General features: G+C 68.5%; 22 protein-coding genes. 14 read left to right on the forward strand and 8 right to left on the reverse strand.

The features are described from left to right. Positions 1 to 19: 19 nt before the first annotated feature. Entirely contained in the window at positions 20 to 1255 is a 1236-nt protein-coding gene (locus ACQ4LY_RS00510; protein WP_431074063.1) for a S8 family peptidase, read from the reverse strand. A 78-nt stretch (positions 1256 to 1333) separates the two neighbouring features. Here ACQ4LY_RS00510 and ACQ4LY_RS00515 point away from each other — a divergent pair, with 78 nt between their 5' ends. Both ACQ4LY_RS00515 and ACQ4LY_RS00520 read left to right on the forward strand, forming a co-directional pair. Continuing rightward, the gene (locus ACQ4LY_RS00515; protein WP_431074064.1) at positions 1334 to 1996 is read left to right on the forward strand and encodes a TetR/AcrR family transcriptional regulator; all 663 of its coding nucleotides are present in this window, start codon (positions 1334 to 1336) and stop codon (positions 1994 to 1996) included. Positions 1997 to 2124: 128 nt separating this feature from the next. Continuing rightward, positions 2125 to 3360 carry an acyl-CoA dehydrogenase family protein gene (locus tag ACQ4LY_RS00520; protein WP_431074066.1) on the forward strand — a complete coding sequence of 412 codons (1236 nt, stop codon included), beginning with the start codon at positions 2125 to 2127 and terminating at the stop codon, positions 3358 to 3360. Positions 3361 to 3381: 21 nt separating this feature from the next. Here ACQ4LY_RS00520 and ACQ4LY_RS00525 read toward each other — a convergent pair whose 3' ends face one another. After that, positions 3382 to 4266, reverse strand: a complete 885-nt coding sequence (locus tag ACQ4LY_RS00525) for a helix-turn-helix transcriptional regulator (RefSeq protein WP_431075729.1) — start codon at positions 4264 to 4266, stop codon at positions 3382 to 3384. A gap of 125 nt (positions 4267 to 4391) precedes the next feature. Here ACQ4LY_RS00525 and ACQ4LY_RS00530 point away from each other — a divergent pair, with 125 nt between their 5' ends. Further along, complete coding sequence (locus tag ACQ4LY_RS00530; RefSeq protein WP_431074067.1) at positions 4392 to 5336, forward strand: SDR family oxidoreductase; 945 nt, start codon at positions 4392 to 4394, stop codon at positions 5334 to 5336. Here ACQ4LY_RS00530 and ACQ4LY_RS00535 read toward each other — a convergent pair whose 3' ends face one another. Then, on the reverse strand, positions 5337 to 5822 hold the full coding sequence (locus ACQ4LY_RS00535) for a hypothetical protein (RefSeq protein ID WP_431074068.1): 486 nt from the start codon (positions 5820 to 5822) through the stop codon (positions 5337 to 5339). Between the two features lie 41 nt (positions 5823 to 5863). On the opposite strand from ACQ4LY_RS00535, the gene ACQ4LY_RS00540 reads away from it, so the two are divergent. Then, entirely contained in the window at positions 5864 to 7315 is a 1452-nt protein-coding gene (locus ACQ4LY_RS00540; RefSeq protein WP_431074069.1) for a phytoene desaturase family protein, read from the forward strand. 58 nt (positions 7316 to 7373) lie between these two features. After that, positions 7374 to 8417 carry an ATP-dependent DNA ligase gene (locus ACQ4LY_RS00545; protein ID WP_431074070.1) on the forward strand — a complete coding sequence of 348 codons (1044 nt, stop codon included), beginning with the start codon at positions 7374 to 7376 and terminating at the stop codon, positions 8415 to 8417. A gap of 3 nt (positions 8418 to 8420) precedes the next feature. Here ACQ4LY_RS00545 and ligD read toward each other — a convergent pair whose 3' ends face one another. From ligD to ACQ4LY_RS00560, 3 genes are read right to left on the reverse strand one after another with little or no spacing between them, the layout of a single operon-like run. Further along, positions 8421 to 9473 carry a non-homologous end-joining DNA ligase gene (gene ligD, locus ACQ4LY_RS00550; protein WP_431074071.1) on the reverse strand — a complete coding sequence of 351 codons (1053 nt, stop codon included), beginning with the start codon at positions 9471 to 9473 and terminating at the stop codon, positions 8421 to 8423. A 40-nt stretch (positions 9474 to 9513) separates the two neighbouring features. Beyond that, a complete protein-coding gene (locus ACQ4LY_RS00555; RefSeq protein ID WP_431074072.1) occupies positions 9514 to 10662 on the reverse strand; it encodes an SseB family protein in 1149 nt (382 codons plus the stop codon). 27 nt (positions 10663 to 10689) lie between these two features. Continuing rightward, positions 10690 to 13155 carry an ATP-dependent helicase gene (locus ACQ4LY_RS00560; RefSeq protein ID WP_431074073.1) on the reverse strand — a complete coding sequence of 822 codons (2466 nt, stop codon included), beginning with the start codon at positions 13153 to 13155 and terminating at the stop codon, positions 10690 to 10692. A gap of 158 nt (positions 13156 to 13313) precedes the next feature. On the opposite strand from ACQ4LY_RS00560, the gene ACQ4LY_RS00565 reads away from it, so the two are divergent. From ACQ4LY_RS00565 to ACQ4LY_RS00585, 5 genes are read left to right on the forward strand one after another with little or no spacing between them, the layout of a single operon-like run. Next, positions 13314 to 13622 (forward strand): hypothetical protein, encoded by a 309-nt coding sequence (locus tag ACQ4LY_RS00565; RefSeq protein WP_431074074.1) that lies wholly within the window; start codon positions 13314 to 13316, stop codon positions 13620 to 13622. 1 nt (position 13623) lies between these two features. Further along, the gene (locus tag ACQ4LY_RS00570) at positions 13624 to 14934 is read left to right on the forward strand and encodes a hypothetical protein (RefSeq protein WP_431074075.1); all 1311 of its coding nucleotides are present in this window, start codon (positions 13624 to 13626) and stop codon (positions 14932 to 14934) included. Further along, positions 14924 to 15490 (forward strand): hypothetical protein, encoded by a 567-nt coding sequence (locus ACQ4LY_RS00575; RefSeq protein ID WP_431074076.1) that lies wholly within the window; start codon positions 14924 to 14926, stop codon positions 15488 to 15490. The genes ACQ4LY_RS00570 and ACQ4LY_RS00575 overlap by 11 nt, the downstream gene beginning before the upstream one ends. An 11-nt stretch (positions 15491 to 15501) precedes the next feature. After that, positions 15502 to 15903, forward strand: coding sequence for a YbaB/EbfC family nucleoid-associated protein (locus ACQ4LY_RS00580; protein WP_431074077.1), 402 nt, complete (start codon positions 15502 to 15504; stop codon positions 15901 to 15903). Position 15904: 1 nt separating this feature from the next. Then, complete coding sequence (locus ACQ4LY_RS00585; protein ID WP_431074078.1) at positions 15905 to 16195, forward strand: WXG100 family type VII secretion target; 291 nt, start codon at positions 15905 to 15907, stop codon at positions 16193 to 16195. Between the two features lie 134 nt (positions 16196 to 16329). Here ACQ4LY_RS00585 and ACQ4LY_RS00590 read toward each other — a convergent pair whose 3' ends face one another. Further along, entirely contained in the window at positions 16330 to 19407 is a 3078-nt protein-coding gene (locus ACQ4LY_RS00590; protein ID WP_431074079.1) for a lamin tail domain-containing protein, read from the reverse strand. A gap of 156 nt (positions 19408 to 19563) precedes the next feature. Here ACQ4LY_RS00590 and ACQ4LY_RS00595 point away from each other — a divergent pair, with 156 nt between their 5' ends. Further along, complete coding sequence (locus ACQ4LY_RS00595; RefSeq protein ID WP_056311882.1) at positions 19564 to 19959, forward strand: YccF domain-containing protein; 396 nt, start codon at positions 19564 to 19566, stop codon at positions 19957 to 19959. A gap of 32 nt (positions 19960 to 19991) precedes the next feature. Then, entirely contained in the window at positions 19992 to 20453 is a 462-nt protein-coding gene (locus tag ACQ4LY_RS00600; protein ID WP_431074080.1) for a hemerythrin domain-containing protein, read from the forward strand. A gap of 6 nt (positions 20454 to 20459) precedes the next feature. On the opposite strand, the gene ACQ4LY_RS00605 is transcribed toward ACQ4LY_RS00600, so the two are convergent. Next, positions 20460 to 21446 (reverse strand): glycerophosphodiester phosphodiesterase family protein, encoded by a 987-nt coding sequence (locus ACQ4LY_RS00605; RefSeq protein WP_431074081.1) that lies wholly within the window; start codon positions 21444 to 21446, stop codon positions 20460 to 20462. Between the two features lie 87 nt (positions 21447 to 21533). On the opposite strand from ACQ4LY_RS00605, the gene ACQ4LY_RS00610 reads away from it, so the two are divergent. Next, a complete protein-coding gene (locus tag ACQ4LY_RS00610) occupies positions 21534 to 22463 on the forward strand; it encodes a Bax inhibitor-1/YccA family protein (protein ID WP_056309164.1) in 930 nt (309 codons plus the stop codon). A 158-nt stretch (positions 22464 to 22621) separates the two neighbouring features. Beyond that, positions 22622 to 22894: a GlsB/YeaQ/YmgE family stress response membrane protein gene (locus tag ACQ4LY_RS00615; protein WP_056508391.1), complete on the forward strand. Its 273-nt coding sequence runs from the start codon at positions 22622 to 22624 to the stop codon at positions 22892 to 22894. Positions 22895 to 22978: the final 84 nt, after the last annotated feature.

Below are 22978 nucleotides of genomic sequence, written 5' to 3' on the forward strand. Positions count from 1 at the left end.
GGCAACCCGAGCAGACCATCTACGCAGCACCATCGCCTCCCCCGTCCCCACGTCCACGCCCTCTCCGGAAAACGACGATGAGCGTCACCGCCACGACGACCACGACCGCCCCACCACCTGCAAGCACCCACGGCAGCACTCCCGGGCCCGCCCCGGCCTGCGCGTCCGGCGCCGCGGACGCAGACGGCTCCGGCGTCGAATAGACCGCGTCGAACGACGGCGACTGGCCGTCTGTGAACAGCGGGTTCTCGTCCGCATACTGCGACGGATCCTCCTCCACCAGGCGAGTCGCGTTGACGATCCCGTGGCCGAACTTGTTCGACCACTCCAGTTCGTGCGGCTTCGATCCCGTGTTACGGATCAACGACTGAATGAGCTGCGATGCAGTGGCGTCGGGCCACTTCTGCTTACCGAGAGCGAGAAGCCCCGAGACGATCGGGGTCGCCGCGGAGTTGCCCGACCACTCCGACATGCCCCATGTGCCGTCCCAGCCGACGCCTGCAACATCCACTCCGGGCGCAACGACATCGATATCGTCGTTCGTCATCTCGGATCCGTCCTGCCTCTTGGCTGCGTTCGCAGCGGAGTCCACCGAAGCCACGTTCACCACGCCGTTGATCTCGCCGAGTTCCCCCTCCCAAATCGAATCTGCATTGGGGACTCCGGCCACGACCAGGACGCCCGCTCGCAGGGCGTCTGCCACACTGTCGGCGGCTCCCTGCGAGAGCTCGTCAGTGAGACGTGCGGAGCCACCCGACATCGAGACGATGTCTGCTCCCTGTTCGACAGCATCGGCGATGGCCGCCGGGAACGCATCACCATCGCAGCTCGCCTGCAGCGAGCCGTAATAGAGGATCCTTGCTCCCGGGGCGATACCTGCCGGCCCCGAACCGCTGTCAGATGTTCCGTTGCCCACTATCAAGGAGGTCACGGACGTACCGTGTTGTGTCGCGGCGAATGCCGTCGGATCCGCAGACGCCGGGTCAGGGCACTGCTCGATCTGGCGCACCTCGATGTCGGCACCCTCCAGATTGACTATCTCCGTGTTCACTCCCGCGTCGAGCACCGCGATCGTCACGCCCTCTCCCGTGATCCCCGCGTCATGGATCGCCTGGATCTTCATCGCATCCATGTACCAGAGCGGCCCACCGCCCGCGAAGTCCTGCGCCACCGCCGCACTCGGCACCAACACGACACCCAGCGCACACACCACCCCGGCAACCCGAGCCGTCCATCTACGCAGCACCATCATCATTCATCCCCCCTGGACGCATACCCGCTCATCGTAGACGCAGCGTCTGCGGTGCTCGAAGCCGAGGTCTAGGCTCGTCCCATGCACGAATCCGCAGAACTGCGCACCGGCGTCGTGGCCGCTGCACTCGAGCTCTTCGCATCGCAGGGCTTCGACCAGACCTCCGTCGAGCAGATCGCGAAGGCCGCGGGGGTCTCGCGTTCGACGTTCTTCCGCCAGTTCGGCGGCAAGGAGGATGTCGTCTTCGCCGACCACGAGGTGCTGCTCGAGCAGCTGCGGTCATTCCTCGCCGAGGGACACGACGACCCCTGGGGCGCGGTGTGCGCGGCATCCGAGTCGGTCTTCGCCCACTTCGCGCACGACCCCGAGCTCGCGCGTCGCCGCTACCAGATCGTGCGCCAGGTGCCGGTGCTCCGTGAGCGCGAGATCATCACGGTGTTCCGCTACGAGCGGCTGTTCGACGACTATCTGCGCAGCTCGCTTCCCGGCATCGATCCTCTCGACGCGGTCGGGTTCTCGGCCGTCGTCACCGCCGTGCACAACCATGTTCTCCGCCAGCTGCTGCGCGGCAAGAAGAAGGTGCCACTCTCGACGCTGCAGACCGCTCTCGCCGACGTCCGCCGCCGATACGGTGTGCCCTCGGAAGCAGTCGCCGAGGCGCCGGATGACGTCGTCGTCGCCGTGTTCCCTCGTTCGATGCCGATCGCCGAGGTCACCCGGCGTCTGCGCACGCAGCTCGATTGAGCCGCACCGAACGGACTCGGAACCGGACGGAGGCGCAGCCTCTCCGACTCCGCGCGGGTTCCGACGCAACCGGAGTCGTGGAACCGAGTATCGAGGAGTACGATACTTGGTGCCACGAAGGAGTCACCATGAGCACCGCAGCCTCTCCCTTCCCCGGCGAGCGCGTCTCGTCGTATGACATCACCGGACGACAGGACAGCGACTATTACGCCGTCTTCGCCGACATCCCTGACGCCGACCGCTCGGCATGGGACCGCGCGAAGGCGTACATCGACGAGGTCGGCCCGCAGATGGCGGATGCTTGGGACCGCGCCGAGTACCCTCTCGACGCCGCGCGCCGCATGGGCGAGATGGATCTCGTCGTCGACGGCATCGAGCATCCGTCGCTCACCCGACTCTCGCCCCTCGCCGCCGGCCTCGTGAACATGGAGATCTCGCGCGGCGACGGATCGCTCGGCACCGTGCTCGCCGTGCAGGGCGGTCTGGCGCTGCGCACCCTCGCGCTCTTCGGTTCGGATGAGCAGCAGGAGAAGTGGCTGACATCTCTCGCCGACGGTTCAGTCTTCGGCTCCTTCGCCCTCACCGAGCCCGATCACGGGTCGGACTCCGTCTCGCTCGAGACGGTGGCCAGGCGCGACGGCGACGAATGGGTCATCCGCGGCGCGAAGAAGTGGATCGGCAACGGCGCCTCGGGCGGCATCACCTTCGTGTGGGCCCGCGTCGATGATGAGACCGCGCCAGAGCACGGCGCCGTTCGCTGCTTCCTCGTCGAGCAGGAGACCCCCGGATACACCGGCACCGCCATCCGCGGCAAGGCATCGCTGCGCGCCATCCACCAGGCGCACATCGTGTTCGACGACGTGCGCGTGCCGCTCGACGCCGTGCTGCCGGGGACGAAGAGCTTCAAGGATGCGTCGATCGTGCTCTACGCGACCCGCTCGGGCGTGGCCTGGTCAGCGCTCGGACACGCGACCGCCTGCTACGAGGCCGCCCTGGCCTACTCGAAGGAACGCATCCAGTTCGGCAAGCCGCTGGCGAAGTTCCAGATGGTGCAGGAGCGGCTCACCCACATGCTCGAGGACCTCACCGCGATGCAGCTCTACTGCCGCCGCCTCGCCGACCTCGAGACCGCGGGCGAGCTCCGCCCCACGCAGGCATCCCTCGCCAAGTTCCACAACACGCGTGCCGCGCGGCGGGTGGCGTCCATCGCCCGGGATCTACTGGGTGGCAACGGCATCCTGCTCGAGAACGGCGTGATGCAGCACATGGCCGATATTGAGGCGATCCACACCTACGAAGGCACCGAGAGCGTGCAGGCCCTGCTGCTCGGCCGCGACATCACCGGGATGAGCGCCTTCGCCTGACGCTCCGGGCAGGCACCCCGATCAGGTGTCGGGCTGCTCGGCGACCCCGACCGCATCGGACTCGGGCGTGAACCTCTGGGCACCGATCACCGAGAGCAGCCTCAGCTTCTGCGCACTCTCGCTTCCCGGTGCAGCCGTGTAGACGAGAAGCGCGTGCGACTGCTCCGGGTCGACGAGCGTCTGACACGAGAGGTCCAGACGCCCGAGCTCGGGGTGGATGAACCGCTTGGTGCCCGGCGGACGAAGCCCGACCTCGTGTCGCTCCCAGAGCGCTCTGAACTCCTCACTCCGGGAAAGCAGGAGCTCGACGTAGCGCGCGGCACGCGAGCCCTGTCCCCGAAGGGTGGCGATCTCTCGCAGTCCCGACACCCACAGTCGGGAGAGGAACTCGTGGTCGTCGGGGTCGTATCCCTGCCGCGTCGACGGGTCGGTGAACCACCGGTAGCCGATGCTGCGGGCTGGCCCCTGCAGACGGGTCAGATCCCCGACCAGAGCAATGCCGAGCGCGCTCTGCCGCAGTGTCTCCCCGAGTTCGGTGACCACCTCGGCAGGCGTGTCCTGCAGCCTGTCGAAGATCCGCAGCATCCCGGGGCTCACGTGGTCGCTCTCGGCACCTCTCGGCGGCGGCGTATGACCGGCGAGGGCGAAGAGGTGGTCCCGTTCGCCGAGCGAGAGATGCAGCCCCTGGGCGATCGCCGCGACCATCTGATCCGACGGGTGCGGCCCTCGCTCCTGTTCGAGTCGCGCGTAGTAGTCGGTCGACATGTGACTCAGCGCAGCTGCCTCCTCCCGGCGAAGCCCGCTCGTGCGCCGGCGCTCCCCTCGTGGCAGCCCGACGTCCTCGGGTTGCAGCGCCTCGCGGCGTCCGCGCAGGAACTCGGCCAGCCCCCGTCTGTCGATCGCCATGCGTCGCCTCCCCTGGTCGTATCCGTTGTACCAGTCGACCGGGGAATCGATCCACGGATCGACGATCCCTGGATGCCCAGCCATGCATCGCGAGAGCATCGACGTCGACAGAGAAGAGGGCAGACATGCCACGAAGGAACACAGACCTGGTCATCCCCGCGCAGCACGGCGCCCGAGCAGTGGTCACCGGAGCCAGCGATGGGATCGGCCTCGGCATCGCCAGCCGGCTCGCTGCTGCAGGCGCGGAGGTCATCCTGCCGGTGCGCAACCGGGAGAAGGGCGCAGCCGCGATCGCACGGATCCGCCGCGCGGTGCCGGAAGCGTCACTGTCGCTGCGCGATCTCGACCTCGCATCACTGGAATCGGTCGGCTCCCTCGCTGCGACTCTGCGCGAGGAGGGCACGCCGATCAGCATCCTCATCCTCAACGCCGGGGTGATGACGCCTCCCACCCGACGCACGACGGCCGATGGATTCGAGCTGCAGTTCGGCGCGAATCACCTGGGGCACTTCGCGCTCGTGGGTGGACTGCTGCCGCTGCTCATCGAGGGACAGACGCGTGTCGTCTCGCAGATCAGCGTCGCGGCCGACAGCGGCGCGATCAACTGGGACGATCTGCAGTGGGAGCGCTCGTACGACGGGATGCGCGCCTACAGCCAGTCGAAGATCGCGTTCGGGCTGTTCGGGCTCGAGTTCGATCGACGGAGCAGGGCTGCGGGATGGGGAATCCGCAGCCTGCTCTCGCACCCCGGTGTCGCGCCGACGAACCTGCTGGCCGCACAGCCGGAGCTCGGGCGCTCGACGCAGACGACGTCGCGTCGCGTCATCGACGCGCTGTCACGCCGCGGCGTCCTGTTCGGGACGGCCGAGACGGCAGGGCTGCCGGCCCTGTACGCCGCGACAGCTGCGGATGCCGTCGGCGGAGGGTTCTACGGCCCGTCGGGCCTCGGCCACCTGGGCGGCGGACCAGGGCTGCAGAAGCTCTACTCACGACTGCGGGACGACACCGCGGCCGCCCGCATCTGGCAGATCTCGGAGGAGCTCACCGGGGTGACGGCAGCCCACCCGTGATCAGTCGCAGCCGCAGCCGCCGGCCGGAGTCTTCACCATGAAGCAGACGTCGCACACGCCGTAGTCGCGCTCGATGAGCTTGGGGGCGCGCTGGACCTTCGGCGCCGCGGCGACGCGCGGGGTGGTCGATCGCTTGGCCTTGACGGGCGTGATCGGGCGGAACTCGCTCGGGTGCGTCACGTAGAAGAACGGTGCGCGGCCCTCGCTCGGGCGCAGACGCAGCGGCGTCGAGCCGACGACGACGACCTCGTCTTCCGTGAAGCCGTTGGTGTAGGTCTTGCCGATGTGCAGTGCGGCGCCCTCACCACGGCGGATCGCCTCGATGTACCGACCGCGGTCGATGAAGGAGGAGATGCCGACGGCATCCGTGATCGCTGCGATGAACTCGTGGTTCTCTTCGGCGATGCGGTGCGCGCGGAGTGCCTCCGCGAGGGTTCGGTACGGACGGGAGTTGCCTGTGGGGGTCGGGCCCTGAACTTCATTCATCTCTTCAAGGATCTCACGCCTGAGCATGGAAGACTGGCCGTATGGCTCGCGCGACGATCATCGGCTCCGGCCCGAACGGCCTCGCTGCCGCCGTGACGCTCGCTCGCGCCGGCTACGAGGTGCAGGTCCTCGAGGCCGCAGACACCATCGGCGGCGGTGTGCGCACCGCCGAATCCACGCTCCCCGGCTTCCGGCACGACGTGTGCGCCGCCGTGCATCCGGCCGCGCTGTCGTCGTCGTTCTTCCAGGCCTTCGGCCTCGCCGAGCGGATCGAGTGGATCACCCCCGACATCTCGTACGCGCATCCTCTCGACGACGGCCGTGCCGGCATCGCCTGGCGCGACATCGAGCACACGGCCGCCGGGCTCGGCGTCGACGAGCGCGCGTGGCTCTCGCTGCTGCGCCCGCTGAGCAGCCACGTCGAGGGAGTCGTCGACTTCACGGGCAACCAGATGCTGCGGATACCCCGCGAGCCGATCACGGCACTGCGCTTCGCACTGCGGATGCTCGACCAGGGCACACCGCTCGCCAACCGCTCATTCCGCACGGAGGAGGCCGCGTCGCTGATCGCGGGGGTCCTCGCCCACGCCAACACGCCACTCCCCTCGCTCGCGGGAGCCGCGGCGGGCCTGCTGCTGGCTGCGCAGGCGCATGCCGGCGGCTGGATGTACCCGCGCGGCGGAGCCCAGCGCATCGCCGACAGCATGGTCGCCGACATCGAGGCGCACGGGGGGTCCGTCGAGTCGGGTGTGCACGTCACCGACCTGAGTGCGCTCGACTGGGGCGACCCCGCGCGGGGCGACCTGCTGCTGCTGAACACGTCGCCGCGTCTGGCCCTCACCCACCCCGACATCCCCGCCGCGTACGCGCGCGCCATCCGCGGGTATCGCTACGGCCCCGCCGCCGCCAAGGTCGACTTCGCGCTCGACGGACCGATTCCCTGGACGAACCCGGATGTCGCGCAGTCGCCGACCGTGCACGTCGGCGGAACCGCGGCCGAGGTATGGGAGAGCGAGAACGCCGTCGCGCGAGGCCGGATCAGCGATCGACCGTACGCGCTCACCGTGCAGCCTTCGGTCTTCGACCCGACCAGGGCGCCGGAGGGCAAAGCCGTGCTGTGGGCCTACATCCACGTGCCGCAGAACTCCGACCTCGACGCCACCGAACTGATCACCCGTCAGGTCGAACGCTTCGCCCCCGGATTCCGCGACCTGATCCTGGCGCACCACTCGGTGCCGGCGTCGTCTCGGGAGGCGATCAACCCGTCGGAGATCGGCGGGGACATCCTGGGCGGCGCCTTCACGATCCCGCAGGCTCTGCGCAGGCCGGTGCTCGGCCCGGCACCGTGGCGTACGCCGATGCGCGGCGTGTACCTCGCCTCGGCCTCGACACCCCCCGGCCCCGGTGTGAACGGCATGGCCGGGTGGCATGCCGCCCGCACCGCACTGAAGGATGCCGGCACCCGCGTGACCCTCGACGACCTGTTCGACTGAGGCGCGTTCGCGAGCGACACCCCTTCTGCTGCAGCGCCACCCCCGCCAGGATGGACCCATGCGTTACGAGATCCCCTCCCCCATGCTGGCGAAGGCGGCAGCCTCCGTGCCCGACCCCGCGAAGACGACGGGCGGACTGCTGTTCGAGCCGAAGTGGGACGGCTTTCGCGGACTGATCTCGTGGGACGGAGAGACCGTCGAGATCGGATCGCGCGGGGCGAAGCCCCTGACCCGTTACTTTCCCGAACTCGTCGAGGCCATCCCCCGGGTGCTGCCCGGGCCCTGCCTGCTCGACGGCGAGATCGTCGTCGCCACCGGCCCCGACGGCGCACAGCGGCTCGACTGGGAGGCACTGAGCCAGCGCATCCACCCCGCAGTATCGCGCGTGGCCAAGCTCGCCGACGAGACTCCGGCGATGTTCATCGCCTTCGATCTGCTCGCCCTCGGCGACGAGGATCTGCTGAGCACGCCGTTCGCCGAGCGACGCGAGCGCCTCGAGTCGCTGATGGCCGACGTCGAGCATCCGCTGCACATCACCCGCACGACCCGTGACCGCGACGCCGCCGTGCGCTGGCTCGCAGAATTCGAAGGAGCAGGTCTCGACGGCGTCGTCGCGAAGCCCCTCGACCAGCCGTACGCCCCGGGCAAGCGCACACTCATCAAGATCAAGCACGCGCGCACCGCCGACGTCGTCGCCCTCGGCTACCGCATCCACAAGTCCGGCTCCGGCGTCGGGTCGCTGCTCGTCGGCCTGTACGACTCCGACGGCACGCTTCGCCAGGTCGGCGGTGTCGCGGCATGGAGCGACGTCCGGCGCAGACAGCTCGTCGACGAGCTCGCGCCGCTCGTCGAACGCGACGACGCCGGCGACGCCGTGACCGGTGCGGGAGAACGCTCGCGCTTCAGCGGTTCGAAGGACGTGTCCTTCGTGCGGCTGCGCCCCGAGCTCGTGCTCGAGGTGCGTTACGACCAGCTCGAAGGAGCGCGATTCCGCCACACCGTGCAGTTCGAGCGCTGGCGTCCCGACCGCGACGCGCGCTCGTGCACCTACGACCAGCTCGACACCGTCGCCGGATACGACCTCGCCGACGTCATCGGCTGACGGTCACTCGTCGACCGGTTCGCCGTTCTCGTCCCAGTTCGCGGCGACCTTCTTGCTGGGCTGCACGCGCGGGGGCTCGCCCGGCATCTTGGGGAACTCGGGCGGGAACGACAGCTCGCCGAGCCCGGCTTCCTTGTCGCGCTCCCACCATTCGAGCAGGGTGTCGATGCGCCCGGGCGCACTCTGCATTCCCGCCCACGGGTCGCCGACCTCCGCGAGCCGCTTCGGGATGCTGCGGACCGTGAACGTCTGGGGGTCGAGCCCGTCGAGCTCGTCCCAGTGCACGGGCGTCGACACCGTCGCCTCGGGGAGCGCTCGGGGGCTGTAGGCGCCGGCCATCGTGCGATCCCGATTCGCCTGGTTGAAGTCGATGAAGATGCGCTCTCCGCGCTCCTCCTTCCACCAGTTCATCGTGACCTGCTCGGGCATCCTCCTCTCCAGCTCGCGCCCGGCCGCGATCACCGCGTGGCGGACGTCGAGGAACTCGTGGGTCGGCTCGATCGGGGCGAAGACGTGCAATCCGCGGTTGCCGCTCGTCTTCACGAATGCGTTCAGCCCCACCTCGTGGAGCACCTCGCGCAGCGCGTGCGCAGCCGGGATCGCGTCGGCGAACTCGGTGCCCGGCTGGGGGTCGAGGTCGATCCGCAGCTCGACGGGGTTGTCGGGGTCTGAGGCGAGAGATGCCCACGGGTGGAACACGATCGTGTTCATCTGCGCCGCCCAGACGATCGCACTCGGCCGGTTCAGCACGATCTGCGGATGCCGCCGGCCGCTGTTGTACGTGACCGTCACCGCATCGACGTAGTCGGGCGTGCCCTTGGGCGGGTTCTTCGAGAAGAAGCCCTCGCTGCCCATGCCGTCGCGGAACCTCTCGAGAGAGACCGGTCGGTTGCCGTTGGCCTCGAGGAAAGGCTCACCGACGAGCTGGAAGTACTCCGCGAGCTCGGCCTTCGTGATGCCGACCTTTGGCCACACGACCTTGTTCGGACTCGAGAGCACGACCTCGCGCTCACCGTCCGGGTCGACGACGGTCAGGGTCACGCGTTCTGAGGCCATGCTCCGACCCTAGAGCGCACGTGCGGCGCGCGGAAGACCGTCAGGCGTCGAGGTCGACGGCCAGGATGAGCACCGACGCCAGCGCGTCGCGCTCGACCACCATGGTGGGTCCGGCCGGGTCGACGACCACACCTGCCATGTCGATGTGACTAGAGAGGAGCTTGGCGAGCTGCTCGGGCTCGAACGGCAGCGGGCGATCTCCGCGGCCGAGAGCGAGCACCTCCAGCGGGTGCGAGAACAGCTGCAGGAACCGCTTGCCGTCGGGGGTCTGCGCCTCGGCGATGCCGACCTGCCCGTTGGGGTTGCCCTCGTTGACGGCGACCCACATGCGCTTCGTGGCGAGCGCCTCGCCGAGCTTCGCTGCGGTGTCCTGCTCGCGCGGCGCAGCGACGATCGACTTGACGGTCATGTCGACGTCGGCCTGCTCGAGCGCCTTCTGCAGCAGCTCGGTCGGGAACACCACGCGGTGGGGAGCCGAGGCGTTGTCGACGATGAGGCCCGCGAACTCGCCCGAGACGACCTGCTGCAGCACCGAGGTCGTCGGCTGCGCGACAGCCGACGTCGCGGTCGGGTCCTTCTCGAGCTGCACCGAGTCACGCACGGCGGCGGCCGAGCTGAACGCGAGCATGAACTGACGGTCGCCGTCACGGACCACGGCGACGGCCAGGGGCTTGCCCTCGCTGATCTGGGCGCGGGCGTCGCCGTTCACCCGGATGTACAGGTGCCCCTGCAGGGCCTGGCGCAGAACGCCGAGGAGCTGATCGTTCGTGGCCCCCTGCTCGACCTGCTTGAGCGACTCGCGAAGCAGGACGTTGTCCTTCATGCCCGCGACCGTCTCTGTCTGCTCGGGCGGCAGTGCGGGTGCCAGCGGAAGACGCCGTTCGACTTCAGGAGCCGGAGTGGCAGTGGGAGCAGCGGAGGGCGCTGTCGGGGCCTGAGCAATGGTGGCTGCCGAAGATGCGGGAGCCGCGTCGGGGTCGGGGAGCGCGACCTCGGGGCCCGCCTGGGCTCCCACGCCGCGGAAGGCCTGCACGGAGATCCCGATGGTCGGGGCGGCCTCGGTCACCTCGGCGGCTGTGTCGGACTCTTCGGGAGCGTCGACGGCAGACTCCTCGGTCTCTGTCTGGGTCTCGATCTGGTCGGCGACGACGTCGTCAGCGGACTTCTTGCGGCGGGAGAACAGGGCCATATCAGCCAGCCTAACCCGCGAAACCGCTCAGATCTTCTCGATCGGCGCGACCTTGATCAGGAGCTTCTTCTGTCCGGCCGAATCGAAGCGCACATGCGCGATGCGCTTCGCGCCCTCCCCCGTGACCGCGTCGACCCGTCCCTCGCCGAAGTCGGAGTGACGGATGCGATCGCCCGCGGCCAGCTCGAGGTCGCCGTTGTCTCGCATCTTCGCCGTCACCCGGTTGGGGAACTTGTCCATCGCAGTCGACAGCGGCTTGAGCGAATCACGACCCGGCAGCTGCTTGACCGCGAAACGGTCGCCCGAACCAGAGCCGGATCCCGAACCGCCGAAGCCGCCGGCCCGACGGGCGTTGAGCGCACGCGACTGCATTCCGCCGCGCGAGTTCACATCACCCGGCGACTGGCGCCAGTCGATGAGACCCGCGGGGATCTCCTGCAGGAAGCGACTGGGCATCGCGACCGAGACCTCGCCGAACTGCGCGCGGGTCATCGCGAGAGAGAGATGCAGGCGCTTGCGTGCACGCGTGATGCCCACGTAGAAGAGTCGCCGCTCCTCCTGCGGACCGCCGGGCTCCCCGGCCGAGATGCGGTGCGGGATGAGATCCTCTTCGACACCCGTGACGAAGACGGCGTCGTACTCGAGGCCCTTCGCCGTGTGCATCGTCATCATCGAGACCGAACCGGACTCGTCGTCGAGGTCGTCGGCGTCGGAGACGAGTGCGACCTCGGTGAGGAAGTCGACGATCGTCCCGTCGGGGTTGTTGCGCGCGAAGTCGCGCGCGACCGCGACGAACTCGTCGAGGTTCTCGACCCTGGCCTCGTCCTGAGGGTCACGGCTCGCGCGCAGTGCGTCGAGGTACCCGCTCTTGGACAGCAGCACGCTCAGTCCGTCGGCGACCGTGGTCGGGGCGGGCACCTCGCCGGAGGCGGGGAGCATGATCTCGGTCGCCTCGGCGAGCACCGCGTCGAGCTGAGCGATCCCGGCCTGGATCTTCGGGCCGAAGCCGAGCTGGTCGGGCACCGACAGCGCCTGGCGGAACGTGATGCCGTGCTCCTCGGCGAAGCGCGCGATCGTGGTCTCGGTGACGTCGCCGATGCCGCGCTTCGGCTTGTTGAGGATGCGCCGCACAGCCATCTCGTCTGCGGGGTTCGCCACCGCGACGAGGTAGGCAAGTGCATCCTTGATCTCGGCGCGATCGTAGAACTTGGTGCCGCCCATGATCTTGTACGGCACGGCCGAGCGGATGAAGATCTCCTCCAGCGCGCGGGACTGCGAGTTGGTGCGATAGAACACGGCCATCTCGGAGTACGGCATGCCCGAACGACGCAGCGCCTCGACCTCGTCTGCGACGAACTGCGCCTCGTCGTGCTGCGAGTACCCGGTGAAGCCGACGATCATGTCGCCGGCTCCCTTGTCACTCCAGAGCTTCTTGTCTTTGCGGTCGAAGTTGTTGCCGATCACCGAGTTCGCGGCCGACAGGATGTTCTGGGTCGAACGGTAGTTCTGCTCGAGGAGCACGACGCGGGCTCCGGGGAAGTCCCGCTCGAACTCGCTGATGTTGCGGATGTCGGCGCCGCGGAAGGCGTAGATCGACTGATCGGAGTCGCCGACCACGGTGAGTGACGCCCCCTCGAGTTCGGGGCTGGTTTCGGGCTCGAAGATCATCATGCCGTTCGAGGCATACGGATCGGGGGCGTCGCCCGACACCGGCCGGGTGAGCTCGTGGATGAGCGCGTACTGGGCGTGGTTGGTGTCCTGATACTCGTCGACCAGGATGTGGCGGAAACGCCGGCGATACGTGTCGGCGACCTGCGGGAACGCGCGGAACAGGTAGACCGTCTGCCCGATGAGGTCGTCGAAGTCGAACGCGTTGGCCTTCTGCAGCTGTCGCTGGTAGTCGGCGAACAGCTCGACGAAGATCCGCTCCGCCGGATCGCTCATGTTGGCCTGGCGTGCGTACGCATCGGCATCAGACAGCTCGTTCTTGAGCTTCGAGATGCGGGACTGCACGGATGCGGGGGTCAACCCGTAGGCATCTGCCTCGTGCTCTTTGACGAGGCGCTTGAGCAGCGCGCGCGAGTCGCCGGAGTCGTAGATCGTGAACGATTTCGTGAACCCGAACTGCTGAGCCTCCCGCCGCAGGATGCGCACGCAGGCGGAGTGGAAGGTCGAGATCCACATGCCTCTGGCCGCGTCGCCGATGATCGCCTCGACGCGCTCGCGCATCTCGCCCGCTGCCTTGTTGGTGAAGGTGATGGCGAGGATCTGGCTCGGCCAGGCCTCGCGTGCCCGCAGCAGCGAGGCGATGCGGCGGGTGAGCACGCTCGTCTTGCCCGACCCTGCTCCCGCGACGATGAGCAGCGCGGGGCCGCGATAGGTCACGGCCTCGAGCTGCTGAGGGTTGAGGCCGGCGAGGAGATCGTCCTGCCCCTGCTCCCCTGTGGGGCGTGGGCCGACGGATCCGGGGACGATGAGGGGGGCTTCGGTCATGGCCTTATGAGTCTAAGCCGCGCCACCGACACCGACCGCGGGCGCGGGCGACAGCTCGGAGCGGGAGCTTGGCAACGCCGGGCGCCCGACCTATCGTGGAACCTGTCTGCTCGCCGCTCCGACGGGTGGACACGCAGATTTCGGGGGGAGCTCGACCGATGGCGGAGATCGAAGTCCACAGCGATGCCTACGAGGCCGCACGCAGCGCACTGACGGAGGCGGCAGCGAAGCTGGCATCGTCGCGCGGCAGCATCACCTCAGCCGTTCCAGGCATGGCGTTCGGTCCGATCGGGGCGTTCATCCCTCCGGTCCTCAACTCGATCGGCGCCGTCGTCGAGGGCGCAGCCGGATTCGTCGGGACGGTCTCGCAGCGCACCGCCGACGGTGTGCAGAAGGCCGTCGAGGGCTTCCGCACTGTCGACGACACCGGACGCGCCGACCTCGACCGCATCGCCGCGGAGGGATGACATGAGCACTGCCGTCCTCCCCGAAGCCGATGCCGCGGCATCCTCACTCGCCTCCGGCAGCTGGAGCAGCCAGCTCCCTCCGGCCGGAGGAGCCGGCGACGACTGCGGCGGCGGGCTGAGCGGGTTCGCGTCCGAGATCATGCAGTTCGTCCGCCCGTTGGAGCAATTGCTCGAGCAGGTGGCAGGAGATCCGGCCGGGCTCTATCAGGCGTCCCACGCCTGGGAGACCTATGCGGGCGACGTGCAATCGACCTCCGCCCTCTACCAGCAGGCGTTGACCCAGATCAGCGGCCACGTGCAGGGGATCACCGCGGTCGTCGTAGAGGGCTCGCTCCGAGTCCTCCAGTCGGCGACGCACTCGATCGCCGACTGGTCGAAGGTCATGAGCCAGGCCCTCCAGCTGTGCGTGCGCGCGGTCGAGATCATGCGCTCACTGGTGTGCGCCGGCTTCGAGCTGCTGTCCACCGTCGGCGGCAGCATCAAGGACTTCCTGTTCGGAAGCTGGCCGTGGGAGCTCGACAAGAAGGCTCAGGTCATCCGCGACTTCGCCGACAACTGCGCACAGGTGATCGCCGAGGTCACCTCCAACATCGATCGTGCACTGCAGGCGCTGCGGGAGATGGTTCGTCTGGCCACCGACCTCTACCGCGCAATCATCCCGTTCCACCAGCGTCTCGAAGACCTGCTCGGCGAACTCCTCGAGCAGTTCCCTCCCGGCAAGCTTCTCGGCCCTCTCGGCGGTCTGCCCGGAGCGATCCCGCCCGGCGGGATGGGCGACACCTACAACCCCGGCCCGACGCCGTACCCGGGCTCCGATCACGAGTTCGAAGGCGAGTACGACCTGGGCTATTCGCACCAGTTCGACCTCGGCGAGACCGACATGACCACCGAGCAGCTCAATCAGATGCTGCAGCAGGAGTTCGGCCACGTCTTCCTCCCCTCCCGCGAGGGCGACAACTCGCAGCTCAACATGCAGCTCACCGGAGAGGGGCAGACCATCCAGACTTCACTGTTCGGCATGGGCATCCCCGGCGTCACCGCGGGAGACATCACCGTTCAGCAGATCACCGACGACGGCTTCGTGATCGCCGCCCAACCCGGGCATCCGGAGTACCCGGGCGAGGTCGCCTTCCGCCTGCGCAACGTCGACGGCCGCGGAGTCTTCGAGGTCACGGGGGCCTACAACGAGACGATCCTCGAGGGCATGGGATTCTCCGGCAACACCAACCCCGCATACGCAGGTATCTCGGATGTCAGCATCTGGTCCGACATGCAGTACCGACTCGAGGACATGATGAACTATGGCCGCTAGGCGCTGGTCCGCACTCTCCGTCGTCGCCGTGGGCGTGCTCGCGCTCACGGGATGCTCCTTCGGGGGTGGCGGCTCTGACAGCGGGATTCCGCACGACGCCCCGTCGGGCGGGCAGACCCTGGCCGAGCTGCGCGAATCGTTCGACTCGATCCCCGGCATCGTGGTCTCCGACATCGCCGGCGGCGACAAGCCCAATGTGAAGGGCAACACCGGGTACGCGATCGGGCTCCAGGTCGAGCCCGGCTTCGCGATCGCCGATGGGGCCGCGCTGGTCGATTTCGTGGTGTCGTCGGTCTGGTCGGTGCGTGAGGGCTATATGCCGAATGCGCGCATCGACATCAGAGTGCGGACCTCGTCGAGCGGGGGCTTCGATGTGGGCGCCGCCGCGGCGCAGGCAGGTTGGGTGCGCGACTCCACCTCGTCGCCGAAGCCGTACAGCACGGCCGCCATCGACCTGACGGAGGACAAGGATCAGGGCGCCAGCAACCGCGAACGGCTCGGGTCGTGGCCGGGCGACGTGCCCGAGGTTCCGACCGGTGTGACAGTGCAGGAATGACGGAGGACGACATGAGCGACAACACATTCGGGATCGACGAGGGATTCGCCGCAGCCCGCAAACAGCTCGACGACATCAACCGGCAGGCGCAGCAGAACCAGGCACGCGCGCAGGCGCTGGCGACCGACGTCGAGACGCTCGTCGAGTCGGCTCGCAGCCCCAGAGGCGAGGTCACCGTTCGGGCGAAGGTCGGCGGAAAGCTCGCCGGACTCGAGTTCGGCCCCGCCGCCGAGGCGCTCACGCTGCAGGCTCTGGCCCAGGTGACGCTCGAGACGATCGCGCAGGCGCAGCACAACGCGATGTCGACCCTCGCCGATCGCAGCGCGGAGCTGTTCGGCGAGGAGTCCGACATCGCGGCGAGCCTGAAGTCGGATGCGCGACGCGGCTATCCGTCCCCCGGACTGGAGCGCTGACATGGATCTCAAGGTCGACCCCGACCGGCTCGCCGAAGCGGCCGCTAGCGGCGCAGCCTCCGCCGCCTCGATCGTCGAGTCGCTCGACTCCCTCGCAGGCACTTCGCAGGACCTCCGCAGCCGCTGGGAGGGTGCGGCCCAGAACGCCTACACGCGGCGTTCGTCGGCGCTCGACTCGCAGTGGCGCCTGCACGCGGGCACGCTGCGTCTCTCCGCCGAGCGGACCGCGCGCCTCGCCGAGGAGTACCGGCAGGCGGACTCCGACGGCGCCCGCGCCGTGCTGGGTCTCTGACGGAGCTTTCCCGCAGACCTCCCGCCCACGACACGACCCGCTGCGGGGCGTCCGGGTCGACGACGACATGACGACGGGGAGCGCACGCGGTCGTCCCGCGTGCACTCCCCGTCGTCATGCACGACGCGAGGGCGTCAGACGGTGCTCCGGCGACGGCGGACGATCACCGCACCGGCGACGATCAGCATCAGAGCCAGCGCGATCATCGCGACAGGCACCTCGGCGCCGGTCGCTGCGAGTCCGCTCGGGTCGGTGATGCGGATGTCCGCCCATCCGATCAGCTCGCCGGCTGCCGAGTAGACCGCGATGCGATGGGCGCCGAGCGCGGCATCCGTCGGAATCGTCACCGTGAGCGCACCGGACGCGGATGCCGCGCCCGAGGCCAGCTGCACGGGGTCGGAGTACATCCAGACCGAGATCCGGTCGCCGGCGGTGTCGCCGCCCGCCGTCACCGTCACCTGCGAGCCGCGTGCCGCGACCGCCGGGTTCACCGTGACGCCGTTGCGATTGGCATCGACGAGAGCTGTGCCGGGAAGCGGAGGGTTCTGCGCCCCGGGGGTGCCGCCAGGGTTCCCGCCCGGGTTCCCATCCGTCCCGGAAGGGAGCGTGCCGACTCGCAACGCCTCAGAGGCGAAGCCGTCGGCGAACCACCACACCGGCCGCTGGCCGTCGACCGACAGCGAGGCCGGAGCGGTGGCGAAGCCCTCGTTGTTGATGTCGGGCATGCCAGTGGGGCGCGCGAAGTGCGCTATCCCCGGCTGTGCGGTGCCGTTCAGCGTGATCTGCGCCGACTGCCCGTGGCATCCGTCGTCGCAGACGGCCCACAGCACATCGAGGACGCTGTCGTAGTCGAGTGCCATGACCCCCGCCAGACCGGGTGCGATCTCCGACACCAGCGTCGCCGTGCCGTCGGTGCCGAGCGCGAAGGCGTAGACGTGGCCGTCGTCCTCGACCGCGACGAAGAACAGGCCGTCGCCGTGACCCGCGTAGTCCGCGGGGTCGTAGGCAGCACCGGTGTTGGTGTCGAAGAGCGCGCCGTCGAGTGCGCTGTCGGGCACCCACTGCACGGCTTCCATGCCGAGGTTCGCGCCCACCGCGGGCAGCAGCGACGTGAGGTCCCACTCCTGCTGGGCGATGAGGTCGCCGTCGGCAGCCTCGGGGTCGACCTTCAGCACCGTGTTCTGATTCACGCCCTTGGCGCTGTTGTCTCGCTCCGAGGCGACGTAGACCGAGCCGGCGCCGTCGACCGTGATTCCCTCGGTGTCAGGACCCGCAGCACCCGGGTTCGCGGCATCCTTCTGGAACCGCACGCGTTTGCCGGATTCCCAGCCGTCGATCTGCGTGAACGAGCCGTCGGCGTGGGCCTCGAGCTTCCAGATGCGCCCCTCGCCGTTGTCGACGGCCCAGAGGAACGTGCCGTCGGCGGTCTCCTGCACGTCGAGACCGGAGCTGTCCTCGAGGAACGTCGGAACGGTGTCGAGCACGCGGACGTCGGCGGAACCGGGCCACGGCGCGACGGCGATCTCGCCGGCGCAGACGTTCGCCGCACCCTTCGTGCTCTCCGCAGTGACGGCGAAGGCGCCGGTGATGTCCGGGCATCGACCCCACGTGACCGCTGCGTGTCCTGTGCCCCAGGTGGTGGAGTCGATGAGGAGGTCACCGTCGAAGACCCGCACCGAATCGCCGTCACCGAGGCCGAAGCCGAGGTCGGCACCCTCGATGACGAGGTATCCGCCCGCGGCGATCGTGGTCGCGGCCGGGACGACGTAGGAATGGGTGTCGTCGTCGTCCTTCACGACGATGCCCGAGACGTCGAGGGCGGATGCCGTCGGGTTGACGAGTTCGATCCAGTCACCGGGCGATCCGCCGTCGGACTCGACCTCGTTGACGCGCACCGGATTGCCGCACGCGTTGCGCAGCCCCTTGGTCGAGACCGCGATGTCGACGAAGTCTCCGCTGCCGTCGGCACAGCGGGCGAGCACACCGGCCGCATGCGCCGCGTACACGTGCTCGTCGACGACGTTGAGGTTCGCATCGCGCAGCGTGACCATGTCGCCGTTGCCCAGACCGAACACGAAGTCCGTCGGCTGGTCGAAGACGAGGTGCGCGCCCGGCGCGAGCACCGTGCCTGCGGGCAGCGGCGTGACCTGCGCTGCGTGACCGACGGGGTCGCCGTCCATCACGGTCCAGCCGGCGAGGTCGACCGGGGTGCTGCCCGTGTTGACGACCTCGACCCAGTCGGTCGTGTCGCCGTTGGACTCGATCTCGTTGATCACGACGTCGGGCATGACGCACGAGTTGGCCGCCCCCGGGGTCGAGTATGCGAGCACGAAGTCGCCCTGGCCGTCGGGGCAGCGCGCGAGCGTCGCGGCGATGACGTCGCCGTCGATCGCGGCGTGGCCGCTCCACGGGAGCGTGTCGTCGATCAGGAGGCTGGCGTCGTCGAAGAGACGGATGCGGTCGGCACTGCCGATGCCGATCGGATCGCGGAACGCGGTCTCGACGCCGTTCACGAGGCCGATCGAGCCTTCCTCGACGACGAGGAACTCGCCGGCCGCGATCTCCGTTCCCGGCAGGAACTGCCAGCGGTGGTCGTCGGAGTTGTCGCGGATCTCGTAACCCGAGATGTCGAGAGGGGCATCGCCCGCGTTGTGGAACTCGACCCAGTCGGCCGGCTGCGAGTCGACCTCGTTGATGACGATGCTGCCGCCCAGAGGGTTGTCGGCCGCGAAGACGTTGACCGCGCCCTTCGTGGACTCGGAGGTGTCCGCCCATTCCACGGTGCCCGCGACGTCGCGCGCACCCCAGGTCGCTGCAGCGTGAGCCGCCCACGACGTCTCGTCGAGCAGCACGGCGCTCGGGTCGAACAGGCGCACCTGGTCTTCCTTGCCGAGCCCGAAGGTGAAGTCGCCGACGCCCGCAGCCACCTCGTCGATCAGGAGGTAGGCGCCGGGCTCGACGATCGTCCCCTCGGGGAACGTATAGGACTCGTCCTCGCCGTTGTCCTTGACGACGTAGCCGCTCAGATCGACGGCGACGGCGGACGTGTTGACGAACTCGATCCAGTCGCCGGGCACTCCCCCGCTGGATTCGACTTCGTTGATGCGGACACCGGATTCGGCGCCGGTGGCGGCGAGCGGAACGGCGAGCAGGGCGGCGGCGCTGAGGGCGCAGACCGTCGTGACCGCAGCCGCGGAGTGCAGGCGGGACATGGGGCTCCTGAGGGAATCAGACGGGTATCACCCCACATCACCGACATCGCATGGCTGACCGACGACCCACAGGTGCACGGATGGTGAACGGCCGGTGGCCATTCCCCCGACAGCAGCGAAGGGCGGATGCTCAGGCGTCGGTGCGAGGATCGTGTCGTGCGCACCATCCTCAACATCATCTGGCTGATCTTCGCCGGGCTCGCCCTGTTCCTCGGCTACATGCTTGCCGGAATCCTGCTGTGCATCCCGATCGTGACGATCCCCTGGGCAATCGCCTCGTTCCGCATCGCCCGGTACGCGATCTGGCCGTTCGGACGCGAGATCGTCAGCAAACCCACCTCGGGCGTCGGCTCGTTCCTCGGCAATGTGCTCTGGGTGATCCTCGCCGGCTGGTGGCTCGCCATCGGGCACATCGTCTCGGGTCTCGCGCTGTGCATCACGATCATCGGCATTCCGATGGGCATCGCCGACTTCAAGATGGTGCCCGTCTCGCTGATGCCGCTCGGCAAGGAGATCGTGTCGCGCAAGGGTGCATTCGATCGCACCCTCTGACGGATAGGCGCGTCCGATCTAGACTGACCGGGATGGATGCCGACCGCCTGATCGCCTGGGACGACGAGCTCCGCCGGGCGCACACCCGCCTCCGCGCGGCTCTGGATGCGACGCGAGCAGCGCTCGACGCCGACGCCGATGCCCCGGACGCCGCCTCGGAGCTCGCGCTGTTCTGCATCGGATTCTGCTCTGCGCTCGACGGACATCATCTGAGCGAGGACCGTGCACTGTTCCCCGCCCTCCGCGAGGAGCACCCCGAACTCGGGGAGGTGATCGACAAGCTCATGCAGGATCACTCGATGCTCGCGCACCTGCTCGGCGCGCTGCGCACCGCGGTCGAGAGTGGCGAGAGCGCCGAGACGATCGAACGGCACCTCGACGGCGTGGGGGCGATCATGGAGTCGCACTTCCGCTTCGAGGAGCGCGAGATCCTGGCGCCGCTGCGGGCGCTGCACCTGGATCGCGCCGTGCCGGACGTGCTCGGTCCGCTCTGAACCGGGTCAGCCGCGGAAGAAGCCGACCCCGAGGTCCGGGTGGTCCACGAACACTCCGTCGACGCCCGTGCGGGCGATGACGCCCCACTCGGCCTCGTAGTCGCCGTACGCGCCCTTGCCTCCGGAACCGCGGAACTCCGCGGAGAGGAACGCGTTCTCAGGACGACAGGTCCACGTGAACACCTTGAGCCCTCTGGCGTGGGCGTCGGGCACGATCGTGTTGCCTGCCTCGAGCAGCATCCGCTTGTTGACGCTGATTCCGTCGACCTGACCGACGAGACCGTCGAGCCCGGTCGGCGCGACCGTCGCCTTGTAGGTCAGCGCCTTCTTACCCTGCGCGACGAGCAGGTCGTAAGGGCGCCCCGACGCCTCGATCAGGTAGATGTACGAGGCTGCGATGCCACGAGCCTTCAGTTGCCCGAGGATGCTCGACTCGAAGCACTCGACGATCAGCGGCAGCTCGCCGTCGGCCCAGCCGGCCGCGCGCAGGTCGCGCTCGATCAGCGGTGCGAGATCGAGCCCGATGCTCGCGAAGTACGTCGCGTGCTTGACCTCGAGCACCACTCCGATCTCACGGCCGTGCTCGACCGAGCCGTCTCGCACGATGTCGAGCACGTCGGTCAGCCGGAGGATGGCCTGCGAGCCGCTGAAGCTCGCACTCGAGAGCCGCACCTCGGGGAGGCGCTCGCGGCTGCGCAGCGTCGTCAGCTCGTCCCACGTGAAGTCCTCGGTGAACCAGCCGGTCAGCGCCTGCCCGTCGACGCGCTTGGTCGTTTTGCGGTCGGCGAACTCCGGATGCTCTGCGACATCGGTCGTGCCCGAGATCTCGTTCTCGTGACGGACGATGAGCACACCGTCCTTCGTCGCGACGACGTCGGGTTCGACCGCATCCACCCCCATCGCGAGGGCGAGCTCGTACGAGGAGCGACTGTGTTCCGGACGGTAGCCGGGCGCACCGCGGTGCCCGATCACGAGAGGCGATTTCCTGGGCACGCTCTCAGCGTAGGACACCCTGATGGCCCGGCATTCCAGGTATCGTGGAGGAAAGCGACCCACAACCCACTTTGGAGTGAGGCCCACATGAGCAACTTCGCCTTCAACAATCCGGCGTTCCAGCAGCAGGATCCGCGCAACGTCGCGACCTACCCGGGTGCGCCGCAGGGCGCTCAGGGTGCACAGGCCGCGTCGTTCCAGCACGGCACGATGGATGCTGCCGCCAACGCGCAGCTCGAGGGAATGTACGCCGCTCCCCCGGCCGGCGCGATCGAGACCGACCGCATGTCGGTCGAGGACACCGTCTGGAAGACCGCCGGACTCTTCGGGATCCTCCTCGTCACCGCAGCCATCGGCTGGTTCGTGACGCTCGGCGGCGTCGCCGCACCCGAGCAGAACCCCTACGACCAGTTCCAGCCGAACATGCTGCCTTGGATCGTCGGCGCACTCGGCGGCTTCGTGCTCGCCATGGTGATCTCCTTCACCTCGCGCAAGAAGGTCCGCCCCGCGCTGATCTTCGCCTACGCCGCGTTCGAGGGTCTCTTCATCGGTGGCATCTCGGCGTTCTTCGAGGTGCTCTACCCCGGAATCGTGTTCCAGGCCACGCTCGCCACCGTCTCCGTGGTCGGCGTGACGCTCGCCCTCTTCGCCAGCGGCAAGATCCGCGCGTCGAAGAAGGCCACCAAGATCTTCATGATCGCCATGATCGGCTATCTCGTCTTCTCGCTGCTCAACGTGGTCCTCACGTGGACCGGCGTCCTGGGCGAGGGCGCGGCCTTCGGCCTGCTCAGCAAGGTCGAGATCCTCGGCATCCCGCTGGGGCTCATCATCGGCGTCCTGGTGGTCATCATGGCCGCATACTCGCTGGTGCTCGACTTCGACCAGATCCAGCAGGGCGTGCGCAACGGCGCTCCCCGCAAGTACGGCTGGCTCGGCGCCTTCGGCATCATGGTCACGGTCGTCTGGCTCTACGTCGAGATCCTGCGGATCATCGCGATCGCCCGCGGCAACAACTGACGCAGCGTCTCTCGAAGAGGCCCGTCTCCTTCCGGAGGCGGGCCTCTTTGCACACCCTGAGGCTCCGGCGCAAGGGGTTGGCTGATAATCAGCTGGGAGGGCACAGTGGTTCACACGAGCCCTGGCACCCCGGGGCTCACGATACAAAGGAGCTGAACATGAGCTTTCTCGGATTCCTTCTTCTCGGCCTCATCGCCGGTGCCATCGCGAAGCTGATCCTTCCCGGCAAGCAGGGCGGCGGATGGTTCATCACCCTCCTGCTCGGCGTCGTCGGCGCCTTCCTCGGCGGATGGCTCGGCAGCCTCATCCTGAACCGTCCTCTCACGGAGTTCTGGGACCTGGGCACGTGGCTCCTCGCCATCGGCGGCTCGATCATCGTGCTGCTGATCTACGGCCTGATCGTCGGTCGCGGCAGCAAGGCCCGCAGCTGACCACATCGCGCACCGCGCGGTGAACGGAACCGCCCCCGCCTGAAGCACTGCTTCGGACAGGGGCGGTTCTTCGTGCGGGTGTGC

The sequence above is a fragment of the Microbacterium phyllosphaerae genome (genome assembly GCF_050628115.1).
GTDB classification, from domain to species: domain Bacteria; phylum Actinomycetota; class Actinomycetes; order Actinomycetales; family Microbacteriaceae; genus Microbacterium; species Microbacterium phyllosphaerae_A.

Coding starts and splice junctions, on each gene's coding strand:
- ACQ4LY_RS00510 (WP_431074063.1), bottom strand. CDS start 1,255: ATGATGATGGTGCTGCGTAGATGGACGGCTCGGGTTGCCGGGGTGGTG.
- ACQ4LY_RS00515 (WP_431074064.1), top strand. CDS start 1,334: ATGCACGAATCCGCAGAACTGCGCACCGGCGTCGTGGCCGCTGCACTC.
- ACQ4LY_RS00520 (WP_431074066.1), top strand. CDS start 2,125: ATGAGCACCGCAGCCTCTCCCTTCCCCGGCGAGCGCGTCTCGTCGTAT.
- ACQ4LY_RS00525 (WP_431075729.1), bottom strand. CDS start 4,266: ATGGCGATCGACAGACGGGGGCTGGCCGAGTTCCTGCGCGGACGCCGC.
- ACQ4LY_RS00530 (WP_431074067.1), top strand. CDS start 4,392: ATGCCACGAAGGAACACAGACCTGGTCATCCCCGCGCAGCACGGCGCC.
- ACQ4LY_RS00535 (WP_431074068.1), bottom strand. CDS start 5,822: ATGAATGAAGTTCAGGGCCCGACCCCCACAGGCAACTCCCGTCCGTAC.
- ACQ4LY_RS00540 (WP_431074069.1), top strand. CDS start 5,864: ATGGCTCGCGCGACGATCATCGGCTCCGGCCCGAACGGCCTCGCTGCC.
- ACQ4LY_RS00545 (WP_431074070.1), top strand. CDS start 7,374: ATGCGTTACGAGATCCCCTCCCCCATGCTGGCGAAGGCGGCAGCCTCC.
- ligD (WP_431074071.1), bottom strand. CDS start 9,473: ATGGCCTCAGAACGCGTGACCCTGACCGTCGTCGACCCGGACGGTGAG.
- ACQ4LY_RS00555 (WP_431074072.1), bottom strand. CDS start 10,662: ATGGCCCTGTTCTCCCGCCGCAAGAAGTCCGCTGACGACGTCGTCGCC.
- ACQ4LY_RS00560 (WP_431074073.1), bottom strand. CDS start 13,155: ATGACCGAAGCCCCCCTCATCGTCCCCGGATCCGTCGGCCCACGCCCC.
- ACQ4LY_RS00565 (WP_431074074.1), top strand. CDS start 13,314: ATGGCGGAGATCGAAGTCCACAGCGATGCCTACGAGGCCGCACGCAGC.
- ACQ4LY_RS00570 (WP_431074075.1), top strand. CDS start 13,624: ATGAGCACTGCCGTCCTCCCCGAAGCCGATGCCGCGGCATCCTCACTC.
- ACQ4LY_RS00575 (WP_431074076.1), top strand. CDS start 14,924: ATGGCCGCTAGGCGCTGGTCCGCACTCTCCGTCGTCGCCGTGGGCGTG.
- ACQ4LY_RS00580 (WP_431074077.1), top strand. CDS start 15,502: ATGAGCGACAACACATTCGGGATCGACGAGGGATTCGCCGCAGCCCGC.
- ACQ4LY_RS00585 (WP_431074078.1), top strand. CDS start 15,905: ATGGATCTCAAGGTCGACCCCGACCGGCTCGCCGAAGCGGCCGCTAGC.
- ACQ4LY_RS00590 (WP_431074079.1), bottom strand. CDS start 19,407: ATGTCCCGCCTGCACTCCGCGGCTGCGGTCACGACGGTCTGCGCCCTC.
- ACQ4LY_RS00600 (WP_431074080.1), top strand. CDS start 19,992: ATGGATGCCGACCGCCTGATCGCCTGGGACGACGAGCTCCGCCGGGCG.
- ACQ4LY_RS00610 (WP_056309164.1), top strand. CDS start 21,534: ATGAGCAACTTCGCCTTCAACAATCCGGCGTTCCAGCAGCAGGATCCG.
- ACQ4LY_RS00615 (WP_056508391.1), top strand. CDS start 22,622: ATGAGCTTTCTCGGATTCCTTCTTCTCGGCCTCATCGCCGGTGCCATC.